Here is a 22,283-nt window from a genome sequence, read left to right as displayed (position 1 = left end):
TCAGCCAGGGAGGACCCCATGGCGCTACACGACACCCTGCGGCAGGTTACCGACCGCGTCATCCAGCGCAGCGCGGACAGCCGCGCCCGTTACCTGCAGCGCCTGGACGCGCAGAAGGGCCAGAGCCCCCGGCGCGGCGCGCTGGGCTGCGGCAACCTGGCCCACGGCTTCGCCGGCTGTGCCGCCGACGACAAGGCGGCGCTGGCCGGCAACCGCAAATCCAACATCGCCATCGTGTCGGCCTACAACGACATGCTGTCGGCCCACCAGCCGTTCGAGCGCTTCCCCGCCATCATCAAGAAGGCGGCGCATGAGGCGGGCGTGGTGGCCCAGTTCGCCGGCGGCGTCCCCGCCATGTGCGATGGTGTGACCCAGGGCCGCGACGGCATGGAGCTGTCGCTGTTCTCCCGCGATGTCATCGCCCAGGCCACGGCCATCGCCCTGTCGCACGATATGTTCGACGCGGCGCTGTACCTGGGCATCTGCGACAAGATCGTCCCCGGCCTGCTGATCGGCGCTTTGTCCTTCGGCCATCTGCCGGCCATCTTCGTGCCGGGCGGCCCGATGCCGTCGGGCCTGTCGAATCCGGAGAAGGCGCGCATCCGCCAGCTGTACGCGGAGGGCAAGGCCACCCGTGACGACCTGCTGGAGGCGGAGTCAAAGTCCTACCACTCCCCCGGCACCTGCACCTTCTACGGCACCGCCAACTCCAACCAGATGCTGATGGAGATCATGGGCCTGCATCTGCCCGGATCCTCCTTCATCAACCCGAACACGGAGCTGCGCGATGCCCTGACCGTGGCGGCCACCCAGCGCGCGGCCCAGTTGACGGAGCAGGCGGGCAACTACACGCCCATCGGCCGCCTGGTGGATGAGCGCAGCATCGTCAACGCCATCGTGGGCCTGCTGGCCACGGGCGGGTCGACGAACCATACCCTGCACCTGGTGGCCATCGCGCGCGCCGCGGGCATCCATATCGACTGGCAGGATTTCAGTGATTTGTCGGGGGCCGTGCCCCTGCTGGCGCGGGTCTATCCCAACGGCGTCTCGGACGTGAACCATTTCCACGCCGCCGGCGGCCTGCAGTTCCTGATCAGCAGCCTGCTGGACGCCGGCCTGTTGCACGGCGACGTCGCCACCGTTGTGGACGGCACGGAACAGGGCAGCGGCCTGGACGCCTACCGCCATGAGGCATGGCTGAAGGATGGCAAGGCCGCCTGGCGGCCCGGCACGGCCACCAGCGCCGACACCAGCATCCTGCGCCCGGCCAGCGACCCCTTCGACCCGTCGGGCGGCATCCGCCTGCTGACCGGCAACGCCGGCCGCGCCATCATCAAGGTGTCGGCCGTGAAGCCGCAGCACCGCGTCGTCGAGGCGCCGGCCATCGTCTTCGAAAGCCAGGATGAGATGCTGGCCGCCTTCAAGCGCGGTGAGTTGGAGCGCGACTTCATTGCCGTGGTCCGCTTCCAGGGCCCCGCCGCCAACGGCATGCCGGAACTGCATAAGCTGACGCCGCCCCTGGGCGTGCTGCAGGACAAGGGCTTCAAGGTGGCGCTGGTCACCGATGGGCGCATGTCCGGTGCGTCGGGCAAGGTGCCCGCCGCCATCCACCTGACGCCGGAGGCGCTGAAGGGCGGTTCGCTGGCCCGCATCCAGACCGGCGACGTGGTGCGCCTGGATGGTGAGGCCGGCACGCTGGACATCCTGGTGGACGCGGCCGAGTTTGCCGCCCGCCCGGCCGCCACGCCCGACCTGAGCGCCAACACCTGGGGCACGGGCCGCAACCTGTTCGGGGCCATGCGCGCCCATGTGACCGGCGCCGAGGACGGCGCCCATAGCTTCGGAGAGGATTTCGCATGAGTTCGCAGAGCAAGTACGGCGTGGGCGAAATCCTGGCGCTGGGCCCCGTCGTTCCCGTCCTGATCATCGAGAAGGTCGAGGACGCCCTGCCGCTGGCCGAGGCCCTGGTCGAGGGTGGCGTGCGGGTGCTGGAAGTGACCCTGCGGACCGAGGCCGCCCTGGCCGCCATCGAGATCATCGCCGCCAAGGTGCCGGACGCCGTGGTCGGTGCCGGCACGGTGGTGACGCCGGACCAGGTGGGCCGTGTGCGCGACGCCGGATCGCAGTTCATCGTCAGCCCAGGCTGCTACCCCGCCCTGCTGGATGAGGTGTTGGCCCAGGGTGTGCCCTTCCTGCCCGGCACCGCCACCCCGTCGGAGGTCATGGCCCTGCAGGCCCGCGGCCTGCGCCATGTGAAGCTGTTCCCGGCCGAGGCCGTGGGCGGCCTGAAGCTGATCAAGTCGCTGGCCTCGCCCCTGCCGGGGATCACCTTCTGCCCCACGGGCGGCATCACCGTGAAGACGGCACCCGACTATCTGGCCCAGCCCAACGTCGCCTGCGTTGGCGGCTCTTGGCTGACCCCGGCGGACTTGGTGGCGGCCAAGGATTGGGCCGTCATCACCAAGCTGGCGCGCGAGGCGTCGGCCCTGGGCAGGTGAGCGTTTTACCGAACAAGCGCCCCGATCGGTTTGAACACCGGTCGGGGCGTTTTTTGTTGCAGGGTCAGTCGGCCGGGTGCTTGGCGCTCCACAGTTTAACCTTGGCGGTCTTTTCATATCCCTTGCCGTTGGGATAGCCGACCAGTTCCATCTCCGACCCCCAGGGCGACAGGAAGTGCACCCAGGTCTCCCCCGCGGTGTCGCCGCTGGGCATGGTGATGGGTTCCCCGATGATCTGCAGGCCCTTGGCCTTCAGCTTGGCGGCGCCGGCTTTGACGTCGTCGGTGTAGAAGGCGATGTGCGACTGCCCCAGATCCTCGTTATTGGGGATGATGGTCGAACCGGTCGAGTCCTTGTAGGCGAACAGTTCGATGTTGGACCCGGTGCCGCAGCGGAGCATGGCCAGCGACAGGCTGGTGGCGCGGGGGGCCACGGTCTGCTTGCGGTCCGGCGACAGGGAGGTGGCCATCGGGAAGGGGCCGATGTGGGTGACGGGCACGCAGCCGAAGGTGCTGGAGAAGAACTCCTCCGCCTGCTGCAGGTCCGGCACGGTGATGCCGACATGGTCGATGCCGGCGACCTTCACGTCCTGCGCATGGGCGGGGGCGCCGGTGGCCAGCAGCCCGGCCACCAGGAAGGCGTTGATGAATTTCATGATGTCTCTCTTGTCGGCTTATTTGTTCAGGAAGACGCGAAGGCTGGTGATCTTGCCGTCTTCGATGGTGAAGATGTCTTCGCCGGTGATGAGGGTGGGGTCGTCGGCGGGGCCGTAGCCCCAGGTGACGCGGCCCAGGCCATGGTTGATCGCGACGGGCTTGGGCGTGAAATGGAAACCGGGATGCGCCGCCTGCACCTTTTGGATCAGCGCCACGACATCGTCGTAGCTCCGGGCCACGCCGCTGTAATCCGCCATCAGGAAATTCTTGGCGTAGATCGCGTCGTAGGCTTGCCGGTATTTCGACATGTCGTTGCTGTTCCACAGCGCGAAATGCTTGTCGATCAGCGTCTGGGCGGCCGCGATCTGCTCATTCGTCGCCGGCGCAGTATCCAGCACCTGCGTTTGGGCCGGGGCGGCATGGGTGCCACGGGCGGCGGCCGTGGAGAAGAGGGCCAGCATCAGTAGGCCGAATTTCGAGGGGGGCTTCATCGCCTTTATCCTTCGCGGGGGCAACGGGTAACGGGTCGGTGCCCGTTTCGATCCGGGCAAACCGTACCCCGGCGAGGATTGTTTGATAATGAACGAAAGCATGAAAACATTGTTTCTTATAAGAAACTATTGATGTTTACGGAAATTGACTCCGGACGTGCGTTTCGACGTATGAGACGAAGGTCTGGATCTTGGGCGACTTGAAGGGCTGCTTTTGGTAGACGAGGTGGATGGGCGTGGCGCCCATCGACAGTTCGGGGAGAAGGACCGACAGCCGCCCGGCGGCGATCTCCTCCTGGCAGCTTGAGACGGGCAGCAGCGTGATGCCGGCGCCCAGGACGGCCAAAGTCTTGATCATCGAGATGTTGTTCGAGATGAACTTGATGCCCGGTTCTATCCGCAGCCGGCGCTCACCATCCTGCAGGTGCCAGATCCGCAATTCGGGCTTGGGCGCGAAGATCAGGCATTCGTGATCCCGCAGGTCGCCCGGCTCGCGCAATGGCGGGGCGTGGTCGAAATAGGCCGGGCTGGCCAGCAACTGGAAAACCTCACGCCCGATGCGGCGGGACATGAGCGCGGAATCGCTCAGGTTTCCAATCCGGATCGCCACGTCGATGTTGTCCATGACGAGGTCCAGCGGCTTGTCCGTCAGGATGACCTCAAGCGTGATCTTGGGGTAGGCCTGCATGAAGCCGGCAAAGACCGGTCCCATGATGGCGGGCACGAAGTCCGCCGGGCAGGTCACGCGCAAATGCCCCCGCGGTTCCGTCCCCGCCGCCTGGGCGTTTTCCGCCGCGTCCCGCAGCGCGGTGAGGGAGGTGGCGCATTGTTCGTAGAACTCCGCCCCCATCTGGGTCAGTTGCAGGCTGCGCGTCGTCCGCCGGATCAGGGTGGTGCCGAGGAAGGCCTCCAGCTCGCTGATCTTCTTGGAGATGGTGGACTTGGTGACGCCCAGTTCCGTGGCCGCCTTTGAAAAACTTTGGGCTTTGATGACGGCGACGAACATCGCGACCGCGTTCAAATCCATGACGGCATCCGTTGTTCTGATATGGAAACAATATGATTGGATTATGCGCCGATGTCGCCAGACGCCAATTCCTAAATTTTCATGACAAATGGCGTCTGTCACAAAGTCCGCGCATCTAGGGAGCAGTGCTTAGATGCGGGGCGACATTGAAATCCACCAAGCAGATCACGATTGAGCGGGCGCAGTGGCTGGCGCTGCACGTCGTGCCGCATGAGCCGGCGCTGCGCGCCTGGCTGAAGCGCAAGGGGGGCCTGCACTGCGATATCGACGACGTCGTGCAGGAAACGTACGCCATCCTGGCCACCAAGGCCTCGGTGGACGCCATCCTCGATCCCAAGACCTACACCTTCCAGGTCGCCCATTCCGTCATCCTGCAGCAGCTGCGCCATGCCCGCGTGGTGCCCATCACTGCCGTGTCCGACATCGGCGCGCTGGAGGCGGTGATGGATCAGCCGTCGCCGGAGGACACGGTGCTGGCCCGGTCCGAACTGGAGCATGTGCGGCGCGCCATCGAGGCCCTGCCGCGTAAGACGCGCGCCGCTTTCGTCATGCGCCGGGTGGAGGGGTTGTCGCAGCAGGAGATCGCCCGGCGCATGAACCTGTCGCAGCACACCATCCAGAAGCAGGTGGCGCGGGGCATCAAGCTGCTGTTGGCCCAATTGGGCCGGGAAGAGGCCGATGAGGACGGCGTGGCGGATCAAAAGAAGAAGACAAGGTCGGTAGAGCGTGATCACGCAGCGGCAAAGCGCAAAGTCCATTGATGAGGCGGCGGCCCGCTGGGTCGCCCGCCAGGACGCCGGTGAGTTGACCCCGGCCGAGGAAGCGGACCTGTCGGCCTGGCTGGACAGCGACATCCGCTGCGTCGGCGCGTTGGCCCGCGCCCAGGCCTATTTCATCAGCCCACGTATGGAATTGGCCATGCGCATGCTGCGCCGGCCGCCGGCGCCGTCCGTGGCCCAGTGGGGCACGCTGCCGCGCCGCGCCGTACTGATGGGCGCGGCCGCGTCGGTCCTGGGTGCCGCCGTTCTCGTCCGCCGCCCGGCGCCGACCGCCGGCCGCCGCTATGCCTCCGAGGTGGGCGAGGTGCGGCGCATCCCGCTGCCCGATGGGTCCAGGATCACTCTGAACACCGACAGCGTGCTGGAGGTCGACTACCGCGAGGACAGCCGCACCATCCGCCTGCTGAAGGGTGAGGCCTATTTCGAGGTGGCCAAGAACCCTGATCGCCCCTTCATCGTCCAGGGCCCCAAGGCCCAGGCGCGGGCCGTCGGCACCGCCTATGCCGTGCGGCTGGAGGATGACAAGGGCAGTATGCGCGTGCAGGTGACCAGTGGCCGGGTGGCGGTGGAACTGCCGCCGCCCGCCCCGCCTGCCACGGCCTGGCAGGCGCTGGAACGGCTGTGGACGCCATCGGCCGGCGCCACCAACGGCACCCACGTCACCGCCAACCAGGAGGCGGAGGTGCGCATCGGCCTGAACGCCGCCGGCGTGGAGGAGGTGCAGGTCTCCCTGCGCGACGTGGCGCCGGGCGCCCTGGGACGCAGCCTGATGTGGCGCGAGGGCCTGTTGTCCTTCGAGGGCGTCACCCTGGCCGAGGCGGCGGCCGAATTCGCCCGTTATTCCGTCCAGAAGATCGTGGTGAAGGGGGCACCGGCGCATGAGCGCATCTCCGGCCTGTTTGCCGCCACCGATCCCGCCGGCTTCGCCCGCGCCATCGCCCTGGGCCTGCGCATCAAAAGCAAGCGGGAAGGGGACATCATCACCCTTTATAAATAAGACCGGCATCCAGATGAACGGTTATGACGCGAAGTCGAAATGCCCACGTCATCCAAATTAAACAATGAGAGCAACAAAATATAAAAGTTTCATTACGGATGGCTTGATTGGCTCCCCAAAATAATCTAAGGGGCGTGAGGGCGATGAACGCCCCGCGAATGGCAGTCAGACACTGATATTGCTGGGGGAGTCAGTGAGAATGTTCAAATCTTTGCGCCCGATGCTGCTGTGCGGCGCGGCGTCCGCCGTCATCGCGTTCAGCGCGCCCGCCGTGGCCCAGACGCGCAGCTTCGACCTGCCGGCCCAGCCGGCGGTCAGCGCCATCCCGGCCTTCGCCAAGCAGGCCGGCATCCAGATCGTGGCGCCGGCGGGCCAGCTGGACGGCATCAGCACCCAGGCCATCCATGGCGAGCTGGACCGCAAGAAGGCCCTGACCACCCTGTTGCAGGGCACGCCCCTGGTGGTGTCGTCCGACGACGGTGCCGTGGTGGTCCTGCAGGTGGGAACGCCGGCCAAGGCCCCGGCCGCCGCGCCCAAGCCGCAGGCGCGCGTCAATGACGATCCGCTGGAAGAGGTGGTGGTCACCAGTTTCCGGGAAAGCCTGGCGCAGGCCAAGGCCCTGAAGCGCGAGGCCGTGGGATCGGAGGAGGTGATCGTCGCGGAAGACATCGCCGCGTTTCCCGACCTGAACCTGGCGGAATCGCTGCAGCGCGTGCCCGGCGTCACCATCAACCGCGATTCCGGCGAAGGCCGGCAGATCACCCTGCGCGGCCTGGGCCCGGACTTCACCCGCACCCAGCTGAACGGTATGGAGGTGCTGGGCAACACGGCCTCAGGCATGGACAACCGCGGCGCCGTCAGCCGCACCCGCAGCTTCGATTACAGCCTGTTCGCCTCCGAGCTGTTCGACCGCGTGACCGTCGAGAAGTCCTATGCCGCCGAACAGGATGAGGGCGGCATCGGCGGCACGGTGGGGCTCAGCACCGCCAAGCCCTTCGACTACGACGGCTTCAAGGCCGTGTTTTCCGCCAAGGGCCAGAACAACAGCAACACCGACAGCGTGACGCCCCGCATGGTGGGCCTGCTGTCCAACCGCTGGGGCGACTTCGGCGCCTTGGTGTCGGTCGCCTACAGCACCAACGACAGCAACGAGTACGGCTATCGCAACTGGGGCTGGAGCCAGATCAAGGTGAACCCGGCCAACATCGGCCCGGGTGTCAGCGCCGCCGACGCCGCCAAGATGGAATCCGGCACCATCTATGCCCCACAGGCCGACACCTATTCCACCTGGTTCGATCACCGCACCCGCTTGGGCAGCACGCTGGCCCTGCAGTATGAGCCGGAGAACGGCCTGAAGCTGGGCTTCGACGCCCTGTACAGCCGCCTGACCAACGACCGCAAAGACTACGCCATGGCGGCGGGCGGCACCAACGCCCTGACCGGTAATGTGTCGGGTACCCAGGTGCTGCAGTCGGCCGTCATCCAGGGCAACACCCTGGTGGCCGCCAACTACACCGGCGTGGACATGCGCAACGAGTACAACACCGAAAGCGACAGCACCGACTTCTATCAGACGGTGCTGCACGGGTCCGACCAGATCACGGACCGGCTGCTGGTGAAGGGGATGGTGGGCTACTCCCGCTCCGACTACGAGCTGCCCTACTTCGACAAGGTGTTCCTGGAGGCGAAGAACCAGGGCATCGGCTTCGACGACCGCACCACCATGCCGGTCAACACCTACAGCTTCAACACCACCGACCCGTCGCTGTGGAACCTGATGCGCCTGGACACCCAAGCCAACAAGATCATCAATTCCTACAAGAACGCCAAGCTGGACTTCGAATACGCGCTGACCGACAGCTCCGCCATCAAGACCGGCTTCGAATACAAGCGCTTCGAGGATGAAGGCGCGCAGTACAACAACAAGGTCTTCTACAACGTCCCGGCGGACAGGGCGATCCCGGCCAGCACCAAGTACACGGTGCCCTACGACACCCTGGTGCCCTACATCGTCGGCGACGTGGACGCCATCTACAAGCTGATCGGCCAGACGCGGGACATCGAAAACGCCAAGTTCCTGTCGCCAGGATCGGACTACCACGTCACGGAAGACACCAAGGGCGGCTATATCCAGTACGACCTGGACACGGACGTCATGGAGCGGCGGCTGAAGGCCAATGTCGGCTTGCGCTACTACTCCACCGACCTGACATCCGCCGGTTCGGTCAACTCCGGCGGCGTGCTGAAGCCGGTGACGGTGCCGCACACCTACAGCGGCGTGCTGCCGGCGGCCAACCTGGCCTATTTCGTTGAGCCCGACCTGGTGGCGCGCCTTAGCGCCAACCGCAACATCAGCCGCCCCGCCCTGTCCGATCTGCAGGCCGCCGGCACCATCACCACCGCCCCCTTCGGCGGCAGCCTGACCATCGGCAACCCCGACCTGAAGCCCTTCACGGCGGACGCGGTGGAAGGCTCGCTGGAGTACTACGACGGCAAGGTCGGCTTCGTATCCATCGGCGCCTTTTACAAGAAGCTGAACTCCTTCATCAGCGCCACCACGGTGACGGAGCCGTATTCCGCCACCGGCTATCCGCTGTCCTTCCTGCTGCCGGGGCAGACGGGCGCCACGCCCTACAACGTTTCCCAGCCGGTGAACGTCTCCGGCGCCAGCATCAAGGGCGTGGAAGTGGCCGTGCAGCGCGACTTCGACTTCCTGCCGGCTCCCTTCAACCACCTGGGCATGGTCGCCAACGGCACCTTCGCCGACGGCAGCTCCCCCGCCATCATCAACGGCAAGTCCTACGACCTGCCGCTGGTGAACCTCTCGCGCTTCTCGGCCAACGCCACGCTGTACTACGAGACTGAAACCTGGGGCGTGCGCATCTCGGAGGCCTACCGCAGCCAGTACCTGGACAGCATCGGCGGCAACGGCAACGTGGGCGAGGCCTATGAGCCGACCAACAACGTCGACTTCTCCGCCCACTACAACGTCACCCCGCACATAAAGGTGACGCTGGAAGGCCTGAACCTGACCGATGAGCACATCGTGCAGTTCACCGACCTGACCGCGCATCGCATCGAGGTGAACACCTCCAGCGGCCGCACCTTCCTGTGGGGCGTGACCTGCGAGTTCTAAATAACTGGAACCAACCTGGCAGTTGGGTTCATGAGGGGCGCCGGCGGGCAACCGCCGGCGCCCTTTTCCCTTCGCGCGGGGTGGCTTTGCGGCATCGGGGACACTTGCCGCCGCACCGGACGCCCGGCACAGTGCGGACATGACCGACCATCCGTCCCCCCTGCACCTGACGCTCGACGACGACGGCATCGCCTATGCCACGCTGGACGCGCCCGGGCGCGCCAACCTGCTGGACGACGCCCTGATCGCGGCGCTGGACGAGCTGGCTGCCATCCTGGAGGACCGGGAGGAGGTGCGGGGCCTGGTCATCGCCTCGGCCAAGGGGCATTTCCTGCTGGGGCGGGAGCCGCTGGGCCTGCTCGCCTTGGCGGATGCGGCCCCTGGCCTGTCCGACGACGCGCTGCTGGCCGCAATCGCTCCCTACGGCGACGCGCTGCGCCGGCTGGAGGGGACGGCCAAGCCCATCGCGGCGGCGCTCAGCGGCTCCGCCCTGGGGCCGGGGCTGGAACTGGCGCTGGCCTGCGGCTACCGCGTGTCCACCGACCACCCCGCCGCGCGATTCGGCTTTCCCGACCAGCGCCTGGGCCTGATGCCCATGGCCGGCGGCACCCAGCGCCTGCCCCGCCTGCTGGGCTGGGTGGGCGCGCATGACCTGCTGTCGGGCGGCCACATGGTGACGGCGTCGGCGGCGCTGGAGCTGAAGCTGGTGAACGAGGTGGTTCCGGCCAGCCACGTGCGCAGCGCCGCCAAGGCGTGGGTGCGCGCCCGGCTGGGCAACACGGTGGAGGCGCCCTTCATCGTCGGGCAGAAGCGCCGCCCCATCGCCGTGGCCTCCGCCACCGCCGCCATAGAGACGGCGGTCAGCCAGGGCCTGGGCCTGTCGTTCGACGAGGGCCTGGCCCTGGAGCGGGCGCTGGCCGCCGGCCTGCTGCGCCGGGGGGAGGTGGCGGCGCTGGTCCGCACCCTGGTGGTGGCGAAGGGGGAGGCGGACAAGGCCGCCTGGCGGCCGGCCCTGCCGGCGGCGGAATTGTCGCGCGTGGCCGTCCTGGGCCGGGGACCCGCGGCCGACGCCGTGGCCCTGGCGGCCCGCCGCGCCGGACTGGACGTGTATGCCGTGGCCGATGCCGATGGCTTGGACGAGCTGACGCCCGTCAAGCTGGGTGAGCGCAAAGTCGAGATCCTGTTCGACGCCAGCCGCGAGGATGTGGCGGCCAAGCGCGCCCTGCTGGCGACGGCCGAGGCGGCGCTGGGCGAGGATGTGCTGCTGGTGCTGACGGGGCCGCGCCTGCGCGTTGGCGCGGTGGCGCAGGGGCTGGCCTGGGCCGATCGGCTGGTGGGCCTGTACTTGCCAGCCGATGGCGGGGTGGCGGAGGTGGTGGCGGGGCCTGGGACCTCGGCACCCGCCCTGTCCATCGCCGTGGACGCCGCGCGGCGCCTGGGCCGCACGCCCTTCCGGGTGGAGGATGGCGAGGGCCGCTTCCTGGCCCGGCTGACCGCCGCCTATTTCCGCGCCGCGCTGGATCTGGGCCCCACCTTGGGGGCCGCCGACGTTGACGCCGCCGCCCGCGCCGCCGGCCTGGCGGAGGGCCCCTGGGCCCTGGCCCGCCGGCTGGGCTACGCCACCGTGACCGACCTGGTGGGGGAGGAGGGGGCCGCGGCTGTGCTGGCTGCCCTGAAGCGCCCGCCGGATGACCCCGCGCCGGCCGATGCCGGCCCCCGCATGATGGCGGCCGTGCGCACCGCCATGGTGACCGCCTTGGCCGAGGGCCTGGTGAACGACGCCGTCGCCGCCGACCTGATGGCCGTGCTGGGCTTCGGCTGGCCCGCCGCGAGCGGCGGCCCCCTGGGCAGCTTCGCCCGGAGGTAAGGCACCCCAGGCGCCGGGTGGCCGCGATCTTGGTCTACGACGGCCTGAAAATAAGAAGGGCCGGGCGAACCTGTCGCCCGGCCCCTTTTGTCACACCGGTCGCCGAACTCAGGCGGCGCGGCGGCGGCTGTAGCCGAAGTAGACGAAGAAGCCGATGATCATCCAGATGATCAGACGCAGCCAGGTATCGCCCGGCAAGCCCCACATCAGATAGCCGCAGACCAGCACGCCCAGGGGGCAGACCAGCCAGTAGAGCGGCGTCTTGAACGGCCGTTGCATATGGGGCTGCGTGATGCGCAGCACCAGGACGCAACCGCAGACGATGGCGAAGGCCAGCAGCGTGCCGATGGAAACCAGCTCACCCAGGATGTCGATGGGGAACAGGCCGGCCAGCAGGGCGGCCAGCACGCCGGTGACCACGGTGGCCACGTGGGGCGTGCGGTAGGTGGGGTGCACCTTGCTCAGCACCGGCGGCAGCAGCTTGTCGCGCGACATGGCGTACAGCACGCGGCTCTGGCCCAGCATCATGACCAGCATGACGGTGGTCAGGCCGGCGACGGCGCCGATGTCCACCGGCAGGGCCAGCCAGTGCAGTTGCCGCACCGCCTCGATGGCGACCACCACCGGGTGGGGCACGTTCAGCTCGGTGTAGGACACCAGGCCGGTCAGCACCAGCGACATCAGGATGTACAGGACGGTGCAGAACACCAGCGAGCCGAGGATGCCGATGGGCATGTCGCGCTGGGGCTTCACCGCCTCCTGCGCGGTGGTGGAGACGGCGTCGAAACCGATGTAGGCGAAGAAGATGACGCCGGCGCCGCGCAGCACGCCGCCCCAGCCGTAGTGGGAGCCCTTGTCGTCCACCACCTCGGCCGGGATCAGGGGCGACCAATGGGCCGGCACCACGTAGAACAGGCCGAAGCCGATGACCAGGAACACCACCAGCAGTTTCAGCAGGACGATGATGCCGTTCACGCGGGCGGAATTGCGGATGCCGACGTAGAGCAGCAGGGTGATGAGGCCGACCATCAGCACGGCCGGCAGGTTCAGCACCGCGCCCGTGGTCTGGAAGTGGAAGCCGTCCTTCACCGTCAGCGGGGCGGAGGTCAGGGCAGCGGGGATGACGATTCCCACCTGTTTCAGCAGGTTGACGAAATAGCCCGACCAGCCCACGGCCACGGTGCCCGAGGCGAACAGGTATTCCAGCGCCAGGTCCCAGCCGATGATCCAGGCCAGGAATTGGCCCACGGTGACGTAGGCGTAGGTGTAGGCGCTGCCCGCCACCGGCACCATGGCCGAGAATTCGGCATAGCATAGGCCGGCGAACAGGCAGGCGGTGGCCGCCAGCACGAAGGAAAGGACGATGCCGGGGCCGGCGTACTGGGCGGCGGCCGAACCCGTCAGGACGAAGATGCCGGCGCCGATGATGGCGCCGATGCCCAGCGCGGTCAGGTTCCAGGCGTTCAGGCTGCGTGCCAGGGTCGGGCGGCTTTCATCGCCGTCACCGTCGGCGCTGGCCTCCTCGATAGTCTTTTTCGTCCAAAGGCTCAAAACCACCTCTCCCGTCAATTCCCGACCGGTCAGCGGGCGCTTGGGCGCCCAGGCACGACCGGCATGATGTGATGCCCCGCGTATTGCTTGCCCGCGCGTCGCTTGCCGCGCATTGCTTGGATGTCGATGTACCTGCTGCCGGGGGCGCTGTCACCTTAAACGGCGACCAAAAATGTTGATGGGCTATGCTTTTCCGGAACCGGCCGGGCGGCGACAGATTTATGCGCGCTCCCGGCCCCGTCGGAACGGATCGCCATTGCCTGTCCAGGTGGCCTAGTCATTTCGTGCGCATCGGCGGCTCGCCAGGATGGGATCGGTTTCGAAACAATACCGGCGAATTGACACCCGGGGCCCCGCCGCCGGAAGATCAACCCACGCCTGTACCGGTCCCGCGTCCTTGCCCGGTGGTTGCCCGTCCTCCCGTCGCTCGCCCTTCGAGTCCGCCGCGGATGGGGCACACCCCTGACCCTATGCGGATGCGCGCCTTATAGGTTTGGGAAGGCCTGGGTACGCCTGATACCATCCCTGGTACCGGACGGTGTTCCGGGCCCCGCCTTCTGGAGTTTCCCCGTCTTGCGTGCCGACGCGCCCAATCCTTGGAAGAAGCAGCCCGACAAGGGCCAGCTTTACACCCGTATCATCGGGGACATCCGCCAGCTGGAACAGTCGGTGGCGGCGCTGCAGCGCACCTGCCAGATGGTGGCGCAGACCAAGGAGCTGAACGCCTTCCGCAAGCTGTGGGTCGAGGTTGGCGACACCCTGTCCTTCATCACCGTGCTGGCCTCGCGCGGCGAAAGCCTGGATGAGAGCAAGCGGCCGGCCACCCTGATCCGCCTGTCCCAGCTGCGCCAGACGGTGACGGAACTGCACATCCGGTCGGTCGAGCCGATCCTGCAAGCCATGGTGGACAAGGCGGAGCCCATGGGCCTGGGTACCGGCTACGTCATGGAAAAGTGGGTCACCCACATGGACGTGACGGCGCAGGAGGTGGCGCAGTCCATAGCCGACCTGGAACGCCTGCACGTCGATGTCCGCCACGCCGCCGAACTGGCCGAGACCGTTCCGGCGGGGGAGGCGGCGGCCCCGTTGCTGAAACTGGACGCCGTCGAGGCCTCGTATGAGGCGGCCATGGCCGGCTATGGCCGCCTGACCGGCGCCGTCGCCCGGTCCCGCGCGTTGGCCCAGATCATCGTGCAGTCGGCCCCCGCCCTGCGCGACTTCACCAATGATCGGCAGGAACAGACGGTCAGGGCCTACCTGCGTGGCCCCGGTGATGTCGGCGCGTTGCCCGCGCCCGTGGGCGGGCCGGCCACCGGCACGCTGTACCTGACCCGCAAGGAAGGAAAGCTGTACGTCGATCCTGAGCTGTCGTCGGACGCGGTGAAGTCCCTGCGCGGCGGCGGCTACATGGAAGACCTGGCCAAGCGCATCGACCTGCCGCGCCACAAGCTGACCACCCTGCTGGCCGGCCGGGATGGCATCAATTTCACCTTCCTGTCCAAACTCAAGACGGGGGTGGAGGGGGTCACCGGCGCCAACGGCGTGAAGGTCGAAGTTCTGCAGGCGTGAGTTCTTCCGGGTTGGGCCGCCGCGTCCCCCATTGCCATCGCCCTTAAGGTCTGCCCCTATTCTAGGGTACCTTGAGGTCCCGATGGCAAAACCCGCGAACGTTCCGTCCCCCGCCCCTGATACCGAGTCCCCGGCCCAGCCCGTGGCCGTCCCCCTGGGTGTGGACAACCCGCTGGCGCTGGACCGGCAGCTGTGCTTCGCCCTCTACCAGGCGACCAATCGCATCACCCGCGCCTACCGCCCCCTGCTGGACGCGCTGGGCCTGACCTATCCGCAATACCTGGCGCTGATGGTGCTGTGGGAGGGGGCGCCCCTCACGGTGGGCGACCTCGGGAGCCGCCTGGACCTCGACTCCGGAACCCTGACACCCCTGTTGAAGCGCATGGAGGCGGCGGGCCTGGTGGCGCGGCGGCGCGACCCGGCGGACGAGCGCCGCGTGCTGGTCGACCTGACCCCCGCCGCCTGGGCGCTGCGTGACAAGGCGCTGGCCGTTCCCGGCGCCATGCTGTGCCGTTTCCCCGTGCCGCTGGACGAGGTGGCGGACCTGCGTGACCGCCTGCACCAGCTGGCGGCGGCGTTGGGCGAGGGCTGAACGCCTACTTCACCGGCACCAGCTTGATCTCGAACAGCTTGGGCCAGCGCTTGCCTGTCACGAACAGCCGGTCGCCCTTGGCGTCGTAGGCGATGCCGTTCAGCACGTTGTCGATGTTCTGCGTCCGGCCCGACAGCGCCTCCAGCGGCGTCAGGTCGATCCAGCCGGTGACGGCGCCGGTGGCGGGGTTGATGCGGGCGATCAGGTTGGTCTGCCAGATGTTGGCCAGGATCTCGCCCTTCACGAACTCCAGCTCATTCAGGTTGCGGATGGGATAGCCGCTGTCGGTGACGGTGATGCGTCCCGTCTCGGCCAGCGTCTCCGGATCCAGGAAGCGCAGTTCCGGCGTGCCGTCGCTCATGATCAGGCGATGGCCGTCCTGGGTCAGGGCCCAGCCCTCGCCGCGATAGTGGAATTCTTTCCGCGCCTTGAAATCCCCCAGGCCATAGACGAAGCCGACTTCGGTCCGATAGGTCAGCTGCACCAGGCGGTCCTTCCAGTTGACGATGCCCTCGCCGAAATACCGGGGATCCAGCTCCCGGCTCTGCAGCACCGCGCCGGTCGCCAGATCCACCTTGCGGATGGTGGAGTGCTGCTCCAACCCCGTGCTCTCGTACAGGAAGCCGTCCAGGTAGAAGAGGCCCTCGGTGAAGGCCTGGGGGTCGTGCGGGTAGGTGCGCACCACTTCCACACCGTATTTCCGAGGCGCCTCCTGGGCGCGCGCGGTGAACGGGAGGACGGCCAGGGCGAGGGCCAGCAGCAGCAGGGCCCAGACGTGGGCACGGACATGGGGCAGGGGCATGGGGCTCGGGCTCAGGCGGCGGGCGGGAAAGTTTTATACGCGGTTGCGCCGCGGGCATGGACGGTCACGGCGTCGCGGGCTCGCCGGGTTGGGTCGACTCGGCCAGTGGGTCCGGCGGCTCTTCCGATGCCGCCTCGCCCTCGGCCGGCGCCTCGGCCTTCAGGCCCTGGCCCGTGACCTCGATGCCCCATTCCTCCACCAGCGCCTGGCGCTGTTCATCCAGTTCCCTGATCTTGGCCTGGTCGCGGGCCACGGCCCAGCCGGCCACAAGGGGCGGGATGCCGAAGTAAAGCAACCAGCCCACGCCGGCGGCGGAATACATGACCAGCCAGGTCACCGGCTGCACCAGCAGGCCGGCGGCATAGTCCATGGTATGGCCATGCTGCCAAAGCTGGATGCAGAAGGGCATGACGCCGCAGAGGTTCAGGCCGCCCACCGTCACGGCCGCCGGCTTGTCCGGATCGCGGTCGACGATCCAGGCCACCAGGGTCGGCACCATCCCGATGACGGTCAGCACCGAGGTGGGCATGACCAGCGCGCCCAAAGGCAGCAGCAGCACGGCGGCGGCCAGCAGGCCGCCATAGCTGCGGCGACGGGGGGATGAGGCGCTGTTCATGACACCACCCTGGCTCACTTCACGCCCGCCATCAAGGTGACGATCAAGGCCAGGCCGGCCAGGGAGATGCCGCTGGCCACCATGGCGGCCACCCGCTTGCCCCGCGTCACCGCCACGTCGCTGCGGTCGCCCAGCGATTCCTCGATCTTGTTGATGCGGGCCGTCAGGCTTTCATGGCGGCGCATGGCGTCCAAAAAACCATGGTGGTCCTGGGTCAGGGCCTTGGGGTCGTCGACGATGCTGAGCAAGGCGTCCAGCACGCCCTCGCGCGCCGCCTTCTGCGCCGCCGCCCGCACCTCTTCCCGCTTTTTCAGGTTGCGGAAGCGCTTGAACGACGGGTCCAGGATGCTGGTCATCCACAAGGCCAGGCCCGGCACCTTGGGCGGACCCGCCCGGCGCTGGGTGTCGGCCAGGATGGCCAGCACGCCCACCGGCCGCCGTGCCGTTTCCGCCGCCAGCGTGGCCAGCAGGCGCTCATTCAGCTTGGGATTGCGGGTGGCGATGAAGGCGGCGACATGGCGGTCCATGGGGTCGCGCCCGGGCCCGGCGCTGGCGCCGGCCACATCCAGCGCTGCCATCAGGTCGCCCAGGGTCAAGGGATAATGGTCGGCCACCGCCGGGCTGAGGCAGGGCGCTACCGGGCTCAGGCCATAGAGCGCGCGTTCGATGCCGAATCCGGGGCTGGTGTTCTCCAGCACGGCGCGCACGGCGTCGAACTGCTGGATCATCAGCACCTGCTCGGCCTTGTATTCGGCCTGCACGCTGATCCAGAAGGCCGGCAGCTGGCCCACGATCATCTCGGCCAGGGCCTGGCCGCCCTCGCCGGTGGCCAGCGCCTCGGCCAGGGCGGTGCCGAAGCCGTCGGGCATGATGGCGCGGCCCTTGTAACGCAGGGGGCCGGGGGGATCGAGGGCGGTGCAGACGCGGGACACCAGCCGCTCCTCCACGTTGGAGGCGCGGCCGCCGGCCGTGGCGCTGCGCACGGCGTTGGCCACCGCCTCCGCCCGGGGCTCATCATTCAGGGAGCGGCGCAGCCAGCGGTCCAGCTCCCCCCGTTCAATCACCTGGGCGGCGGCGATGGGCGACTTGGAAAAGGCCCAGGCGGCGCCGCGCACATGCCAGATCTCCCGGCCCTGGAACTCCATGGGCCGCGGCGCGCGCTTGGGCAGCTGCGCCTGCTTGGGGCTGAGGCGCCGGCCCTGCATCCACATGTCCAGGTCGTTCAGGGTCCAGCGCTGGCGGGCGTCGTCGGTGATCAGGCCGCGCAACGGTTCCACCAGCGACTGGGGGATGCGCGTGCCGCTGGTCAGGGCCGAGTAGGTGCCCTTGTCCATGCGGGCCTGCAGCAGCGTCTGCTCATCCAGCCCCCGGCCCGGCGTGCGCCCCAGATAGAGGGACAGCAGGGTGACGCCCAGGGCGTAGAGGTCGTCGGCGATGGTGCCGTTGCCCCGGCCCGAACGGTCGGCCAGGGCGCGCTCCAGCGGTTCGTACACCAGGGGCTGGGCATAGCCGGGCGGCAGGCTGACGCAGTCGCCCAGCACCACGGCCGCGGCGGCGGATTCGCGGATGAACAGGTTGGTGGGGTTGAGGGCGCCACAGCTGAGGCTGCGCTGGGCAATGTCGCGCAACACGGAGGTCAGCTGGGGCAGCACCACCCGCACCAGGGCATCGTCGGCGATACCTTCGATGACGTCGTCCAGCCGTTCCATGATGCGGCGGCCGGCCGGACGTTCGAAGATACAGACGAAGCGGCGCCGGTGCTCCGGCGACCAGTCCACCACCCCCCAGTCCATGAGGTGCAGCAGGTTGTTGTTCTCGATGGCGCGGAAGCTGCTCATCGCCTCGATGCGGGGCGGCACGGGCTGTTCGCAGACGATGGCGAACAGCTCCGTCTTCTTCTCGCGCATGCGGTGGGCCAGGTAGGCGCGGCCGCCCGGCATGTCGAAGGCGGGCAGCGGCGCGCTGGGCTGGATCTCCGCCCGGCCGCCCAGATCGATGGGGCCCAGGTCGGGAACCGGGAACTCTCTGTCTGCCGCCGCCATGATACCCCGTCCGGTCGGCGCCCCGCCGGCCCTCACGCCCCGGCCGCATAGACGGCCCCCTCATGGTGATCATGCCCGATCGGTACGGGCGGGAACAAGACGGCTGGCCGGAATAGACAATCGGATCAAGGCGATTGGCTGAACGGTTGCGTAATTCTAGGCGGAATGGCAATCCAGGGTGTCGGTGCCCAGGGTGTCGGGGCCCACGGTGCAGGGGCACAGCCGCGCCAATGCACAAGGCCAGTGTATCGGGGATTGCGCTGGATCAATCCCCCGCGCCCGCCGCCTGGCGCATGATGCCTGGTGCGTATCGTCCGGAGACAACATTGTTGCCCTAGCGAATCGTGACGTTGATTTCGGGCCGCGGACGCGCAGAATCGGGGCCGTACTGATCAGGATGCCTTATCCCATGTTGTTTCCAGGCGATGAGTCCACCGGCGACGTGCCGGCCCCACCGGGTTCGGGCACCTTCGCCGTGGAGCGTCGCTGGGGACCGCTGGTGTTGGTGGTCACCCTGGCCAGCCTGTCGTTCGCCGGCCTGTTCGCTGCCGGCCTCGGCCGGGAATCGGGCATGGGCATGCCCATGGTCATGGGGCTGGGCGCCCTGGGCATCGTCGCCGGCCTGGCGCTGGCGGCGTTGGTGCACGGCCGTGTGCGGCGGCATGAGACCCTGCGCAGCCTGGTGCGCCAGCGCACGTGGGAGCTGGAGCAGGCGCGCACCCTGGCGGAGGAGCAGGCGGCCGCCCTGGCGCTCAGCAACCGCGACTTGCGCGTGGCCGCCCGCGTGATCGAGCACAGCGTCGACGGCATCATGGTGACCGACGCCGACAACCGCATCGTGCTGGTCAACCGCGCCTTCACCGACATTTCCGGCTACAGCGCCGACGACGTGCTGGGCCAGGATCCGCGCCTGCTGAATTCCGGCCGCCAGGGCCCGGAATTCTATCGCGTCATGTGGCGGGCGCTGCGGGACGAGGGCGCCTGGGCGGGGGAGATCTGGAATCGCCGCAAGGACGGCACCGTCTATCCGGAATGGCTGCGCATCACCCTGCTGCGGGATGAGGACGGCGCCATCAGCCACCATATCGCCGTCTTCAGCGACCTGACCGCCAAGAAGGAGGCGGAGGAACGCAATCGCCACCTGGCCTTCCACGACGCGCTGACGGGCCTGGCCAACCGCGCGCTGCTGATCGGCCGGGTGCGCCTGGCCCTGGCCAACGCCAAGCGGACGGGGGAGCCGGTGGCCCTGCTGCTGCTGGATCTCGATCATTTCAAGCTGCTGAACGATACCCGCGGCCATCCCACCGGCGACGCCGCCATCGTCGCGGCGGGGGAGCGCATCCGCCGCACCGTGCGGCCGGGCGACACCGTGGCCCGACTGGGCGGGGACGAGTTCGCTGTCATCCTGACGGGCGCCTCCCTGGCCGGCCCGGCGCTCACCGGCGCCGACAAGCGCCAGGAGGCGCTGGCCGCCGTGGCCCAGGTGGCGGAGCGGCTGGTGACCGCCTTCCAGCACCCGCTGGCGCTGGAGGGGACGGGCGGGGGCGAGGTGCGCCTGGCCTGCTCCGTCGGCGTGGCCGTGGCCCCCGGCGACGGCGACACGTGGGAGGCGCTGCTGCGCCATGCCGACGTGGCGCTCTACGCCGCCAAGCATGCCGGCCGCGACCGCTTTCATTTCTTCACGCCGGAGATCGGCGATCGGGTGCGCGACCGCACCTGGATTGAGGAGGGGTTGCGCGTTGGCCTGGGCGTGGCCACGGGCGCGGGGGGCGATGGCGTGGTGGACGGCTTCACCCTGGCCTACCAGCCGCAATACCGCCCGGCCGCCACCGGCGTGGGGGGCACCCTGATGGGGGCGGAGGCGCTGGTGCGCTGGAACCATCCGGAGGATCTCAGCCCCGTCTCGCCCGCCCGCTTCATCCCGGTGGCGGAGGAGACGGGCCTGATCGTGCCGCTGGGCGACTGGGTGTTCCGCACCGCCTGCCGCACGGCGCGCAAGGTGCGCGAACGGGGCGTGGCAGGCTTCAAGATGGCGGTCAACCTCTCTGCCGTGCAGCTGCGCGACAAGGGCTGCGGCGACCGCCTGCTGCAGATCCTGACGGAGGAGGGGTGCACCCCCGGCGACATCGCGCTGGAGATCACGGAAAGTGCCCTGATGGGCGATGCCGAGGGCAATCTCCAGGCGGTGCACGACCTGCGCGCCAACGGCTTCCGCTTCGCCATCGACGACTTCGGCACGGGCTATTCCTCGCTGGCCTACTTGCGCAAGTTCGCGGCCGCCTATGTGAAGATCGACAAATCCTTCGTCGATGGCCTGCCGGACGACGACGCCAGCCGCCAGATCGTGGCCGCCGTCATCGCCATGGCCCACCACCTGGGCCTGGAAACCATCGCCGAAGGCATCGAGACCGAAGCGCAGCTGGACTGCCTGCGCGAGCTGGGCTGCGACATCATCCAGGGCTATCTGCTGGGCCGCCCCATGCCGGAGGCGCAGCTTATGGCCCTGCTGGAGCCGGTGGCCGTTCCGGCCTAATTCGCGAGATCCACGCCCTCCTTCCAGTCCGTGCCCGCCTTGTAGATCCCTAAGCGCTTCATCTCGGTGGTGAAGCTGTCCCAGCGGGCGGCGGTCATGCGGCCGATGGCGTCGGGAGCCGCTGGGGTGCCCTCCACGATGCCGTCGTCCACCAGGGCCTTGCGGCCATAGGCCAGGGTCTCGGCGTCCATGTCGGGGTTGGATTTGCGGATCAAGGCGTTGGCGGGCGCCGCATCGCCGTGCAGGTAATGGCGCCAGCCTTCCGCCGTGGCGGCGACGAAGGCCTTCACCGCCGCTGGATGGGCCTGGATGTAGGCGTCGTTGAACATCACCAGGCCGCTGTAGCCGTCATAGCCCTGGTCGGCCAGCAGGAAGACCTTCACGTCCGCCCCGGCCTTCTTCGCGGTCAGCGGTTCGCTGGTGGCGTAGCCCTGGGCCGCCGCGGTGGGGGTGGTGAGGAAGGGCGCCAGGTTGCCGGTGTAGCGGCGAATCTGGCTGTCCTCGAACGGGTATTTGCTCTTCAGCCAGCGCCACAGGGTGTTGATGCTGGGATCGCCCAGGAAAATGGGCCGGCCTTTCAGATCCGTCAGGCTGGTGGTGTTCTGGGCATGAGCCATCAGGATGGTGGGGTCCTTCTGGAACATGGACGCCACCGCCTTCACCTTGGCGCCCGCCTCCACCAGGTTCAGCACGTAGAAGGCGTTGGAACCGATGGTGCCGTCGATCTTGCCGGCGGCCAGCAGCTGCTGCGCGCTCATCCCCGGGCCGCCGGGCACGATGGTCACGTCCAGCCCGGCCTTCTGGTACAGGCCCTCCGCCACCGCCTGGAAATAGCCGCCGTGCTCCGCCTCCGCCTGCCAGTCCAGCATGAACACCAGCTTTTCCGCCGCGCGGGCCGGCTGGCCCAGGGCCGAGGCGGACAGAAGGGCGGCCAGCGCCAGGCCGGCCTTCAGGAAAGCGCGGCGGACGGGACGGGCAGGCATGGAGGTTCCCTCATCTTCTGCGATTGGTTAACGGCTGCAGAGCATACCCACTGTGCCAGGGCGACGGAAGCGGGGCCGGCGGCGATGGATGTTGCGCGCGGGGAAGGCGGACCTATAAGACTCAAAGGAACCGTTTCAGCCCTC

17 protein-coding genes are annotated in these 22,283 nt (G+C 68.2%); 9 read left to right on the top strand and 8 right to left on the bottom strand.

The genetic code is table 11. From position 1 onward, the window contains the following. Window positions 1–18: 18 nt before the first annotated feature. Both edd and eda read left to right on the top strand, forming a co-directional pair. The gene (gene edd, locus FBZ88_RS24460; protein WP_145619680.1) at window positions 19–1,860 is read left to right on the top strand and encodes a phosphogluconate dehydratase; all 1,842 of its coding nucleotides are present in this window, start codon (window positions 19–21) and stop codon (window positions 1,858–1,860) included. Next, window positions 1,857–2,498, top strand: a complete 642-nt coding sequence (gene eda / locus FBZ88_RS24455; RefSeq protein ID WP_145619679.1) for a bifunctional 4-hydroxy-2-oxoglutarate aldolase/2-dehydro-3-deoxy-phosphogluconate aldolase — start codon at window positions 1,857–1,859, stop codon at window positions 2,496–2,498. Before edd ends, eda begins: the two co-directional genes overlap by 4 nt. 64 nt (window positions 2,499–2,562) lie before the next feature. On the opposite strand, the gene FBZ88_RS24450 is transcribed toward eda, so the two are convergent. The 3 genes from FBZ88_RS24450 to FBZ88_RS24440 form a co-directional block, all read right to left on the bottom strand. Then, the gene (locus tag FBZ88_RS24450; protein ID WP_145619678.1) at window positions 2,563–3,153 is read right to left on the bottom strand and encodes a VOC family protein; all 591 of its coding nucleotides are present in this window, start codon (window positions 3,151–3,153) and stop codon (window positions 2,563–2,565) included. Window positions 3,154–3,171: 18 nt separating this feature from the next. Then, window positions 3,172–3,645: a nuclear transport factor 2 family protein gene (locus FBZ88_RS24445; protein WP_211102787.1), complete on the bottom strand. Its 474-nt coding sequence runs from the start codon at window positions 3,643–3,645 to the stop codon at window positions 3,172–3,174. Between the two features lie 136 nt (window positions 3,646–3,781). Beyond that, entirely contained in the window at window positions 3,782–4,672 is an 891-nt protein-coding gene (locus tag FBZ88_RS24440; RefSeq protein ID WP_145609880.1) for a LysR family transcriptional regulator, read from the bottom strand. Window positions 4,673–4,818: 146 nt separating this feature from the next. Between FBZ88_RS24440 and FBZ88_RS24435 the strand changes: the two genes are divergently transcribed. The 4 genes from FBZ88_RS24435 (at window position 4,819) to FBZ88_RS31425 (ending at window position 11,451) form a co-directional block, all read left to right on the top strand. Beyond that, the gene (locus FBZ88_RS24435) at window positions 4,819–5,433 is read left to right on the top strand and encodes an RNA polymerase sigma factor (RefSeq protein WP_186464588.1); all 615 of its coding nucleotides are present in this window, start codon (window positions 4,819–4,821) and stop codon (window positions 5,431–5,433) included. Then, window positions 5,399–6,448, top strand: coding sequence for a FecR family protein (locus tag FBZ88_RS24430; protein WP_145609882.1), 1,050 nt, complete (start codon window positions 5,399–5,401; stop codon window positions 6,446–6,448). Before FBZ88_RS24435 ends, FBZ88_RS24430 begins: the two co-directional genes overlap by 35 nt. A 199-nt stretch (window positions 6,449–6,647) precedes the next feature. Then, window positions 6,648–9,584 carry a TonB-dependent receptor gene (locus FBZ88_RS24425; protein ID WP_246138837.1) on the top strand — a complete coding sequence of 979 codons (2,937 nt, stop codon included), beginning with the start codon at window positions 6,648–6,650 and terminating at the stop codon, window positions 9,582–9,584. 139 nt (window positions 9,585–9,723) lie between these two features. Continuing rightward, on the top strand, window positions 9,724–11,451 hold the full coding sequence (locus FBZ88_RS31425) for an enoyl-CoA hydratase-related protein (protein ID WP_145609883.1): 1,728 nt from the start codon (window positions 9,724–9,726) through the stop codon (window positions 11,449–11,451). A 108-nt stretch (window positions 11,452–11,559) separates the two neighbouring features. Here FBZ88_RS31425 and FBZ88_RS24415 read toward each other — a convergent pair whose 3' ends face one another. Continuing rightward, window positions 11,560–13,008: an amino acid permease gene (locus FBZ88_RS24415; protein ID WP_145619676.1), complete on the bottom strand. Its 1,449-nt coding sequence runs from the start codon at window positions 13,006–13,008 to the stop codon at window positions 11,560–11,562. A 567-nt stretch (window positions 13,009–13,575) separates the two neighbouring features. Here FBZ88_RS24415 and FBZ88_RS24410 point away from each other — a divergent pair. Together FBZ88_RS24410 and FBZ88_RS24405 are read left to right on the top strand one after the other, a co-directional pair. After that, window positions 13,576–14,571 carry a hypothetical protein gene (locus FBZ88_RS24410; protein WP_145619675.1) on the top strand — a complete coding sequence of 332 codons (996 nt, stop codon included), beginning with the start codon at window positions 13,576–13,578 and terminating at the stop codon, window positions 14,569–14,571. Window positions 14,572–14,653: 82 nt separating this feature from the next. After that, on the top strand, window positions 14,654–15,163 hold the full coding sequence (locus tag FBZ88_RS24405) for a MarR family winged helix-turn-helix transcriptional regulator (protein WP_145619674.1): 510 nt from the start codon (window positions 14,654–14,656) through the stop codon (window positions 15,161–15,163). A gap of 4 nt (window positions 15,164–15,167) precedes the next feature. Here FBZ88_RS24405 and FBZ88_RS24400 read toward each other — a convergent pair whose 3' ends face one another. The 3 genes from FBZ88_RS24400 to FBZ88_RS24390 all read right to left on the bottom strand — a co-directional run bounded on the left by FBZ88_RS24400 (window position 15,168) and on the right by FBZ88_RS24390 (window position 18,623). Further along, on the bottom strand, window positions 15,168–15,965 hold the full coding sequence (locus FBZ88_RS24400) for a glutaminyl-peptide cyclotransferase (protein ID WP_145619673.1): 798 nt from the start codon (window positions 15,963–15,965) through the stop codon (window positions 15,168–15,170). A gap of 64 nt (window positions 15,966–16,029) precedes the next feature. Then, window positions 16,030–16,581 (bottom strand): hypothetical protein, encoded by a 552-nt coding sequence (locus FBZ88_RS24395; protein WP_186464587.1) that lies wholly within the window; start codon window positions 16,579–16,581, stop codon window positions 16,030–16,032. Between the two features lie 14 nt (window positions 16,582–16,595). Further along, the gene (locus tag FBZ88_RS24390) at window positions 16,596–18,623 is read right to left on the bottom strand and encodes a serine/threonine-protein kinase (protein WP_145619672.1); all 2,028 of its coding nucleotides are present in this window, start codon (window positions 18,621–18,623) and stop codon (window positions 16,596–16,598) included. 409 nt (window positions 18,624–19,032) lie between these two features. Between FBZ88_RS24390 and FBZ88_RS24385 the strand changes: the two genes are divergently transcribed. Next, window positions 19,033–21,156, top strand: coding sequence for a putative bifunctional diguanylate cyclase/phosphodiesterase (locus FBZ88_RS24385; RefSeq protein ID WP_186464586.1), 2,124 nt, complete (start codon window positions 19,033–19,035; stop codon window positions 21,154–21,156). On the opposite strand, the gene FBZ88_RS24380 is transcribed toward FBZ88_RS24385, so the two are convergent. Next, entirely contained in the window at window positions 21,153–22,139 is a 987-nt protein-coding gene (locus tag FBZ88_RS24380) for an ABC transporter substrate-binding protein (protein WP_145619670.1), read from the bottom strand. The two genes, FBZ88_RS24385 and FBZ88_RS24380, sit on opposite strands and share 4 nt — an antisense overlap. Window positions 22,140–22,283 lie beyond the last annotated feature (144 nt).

It is taken from the genome of Nitrospirillum bahiense (genome assembly GCF_007828025.1).
Lineage (GTDB): Bacteria > Pseudomonadota > Alphaproteobacteria > Azospirillales > Azospirillaceae > Nitrospirillum > Nitrospirillum amazonense.
The sequence above is the reverse complement of the archived record's forward strand: the minus strand, read 5'-3'. Positions and strand labels throughout refer to the sequence as shown.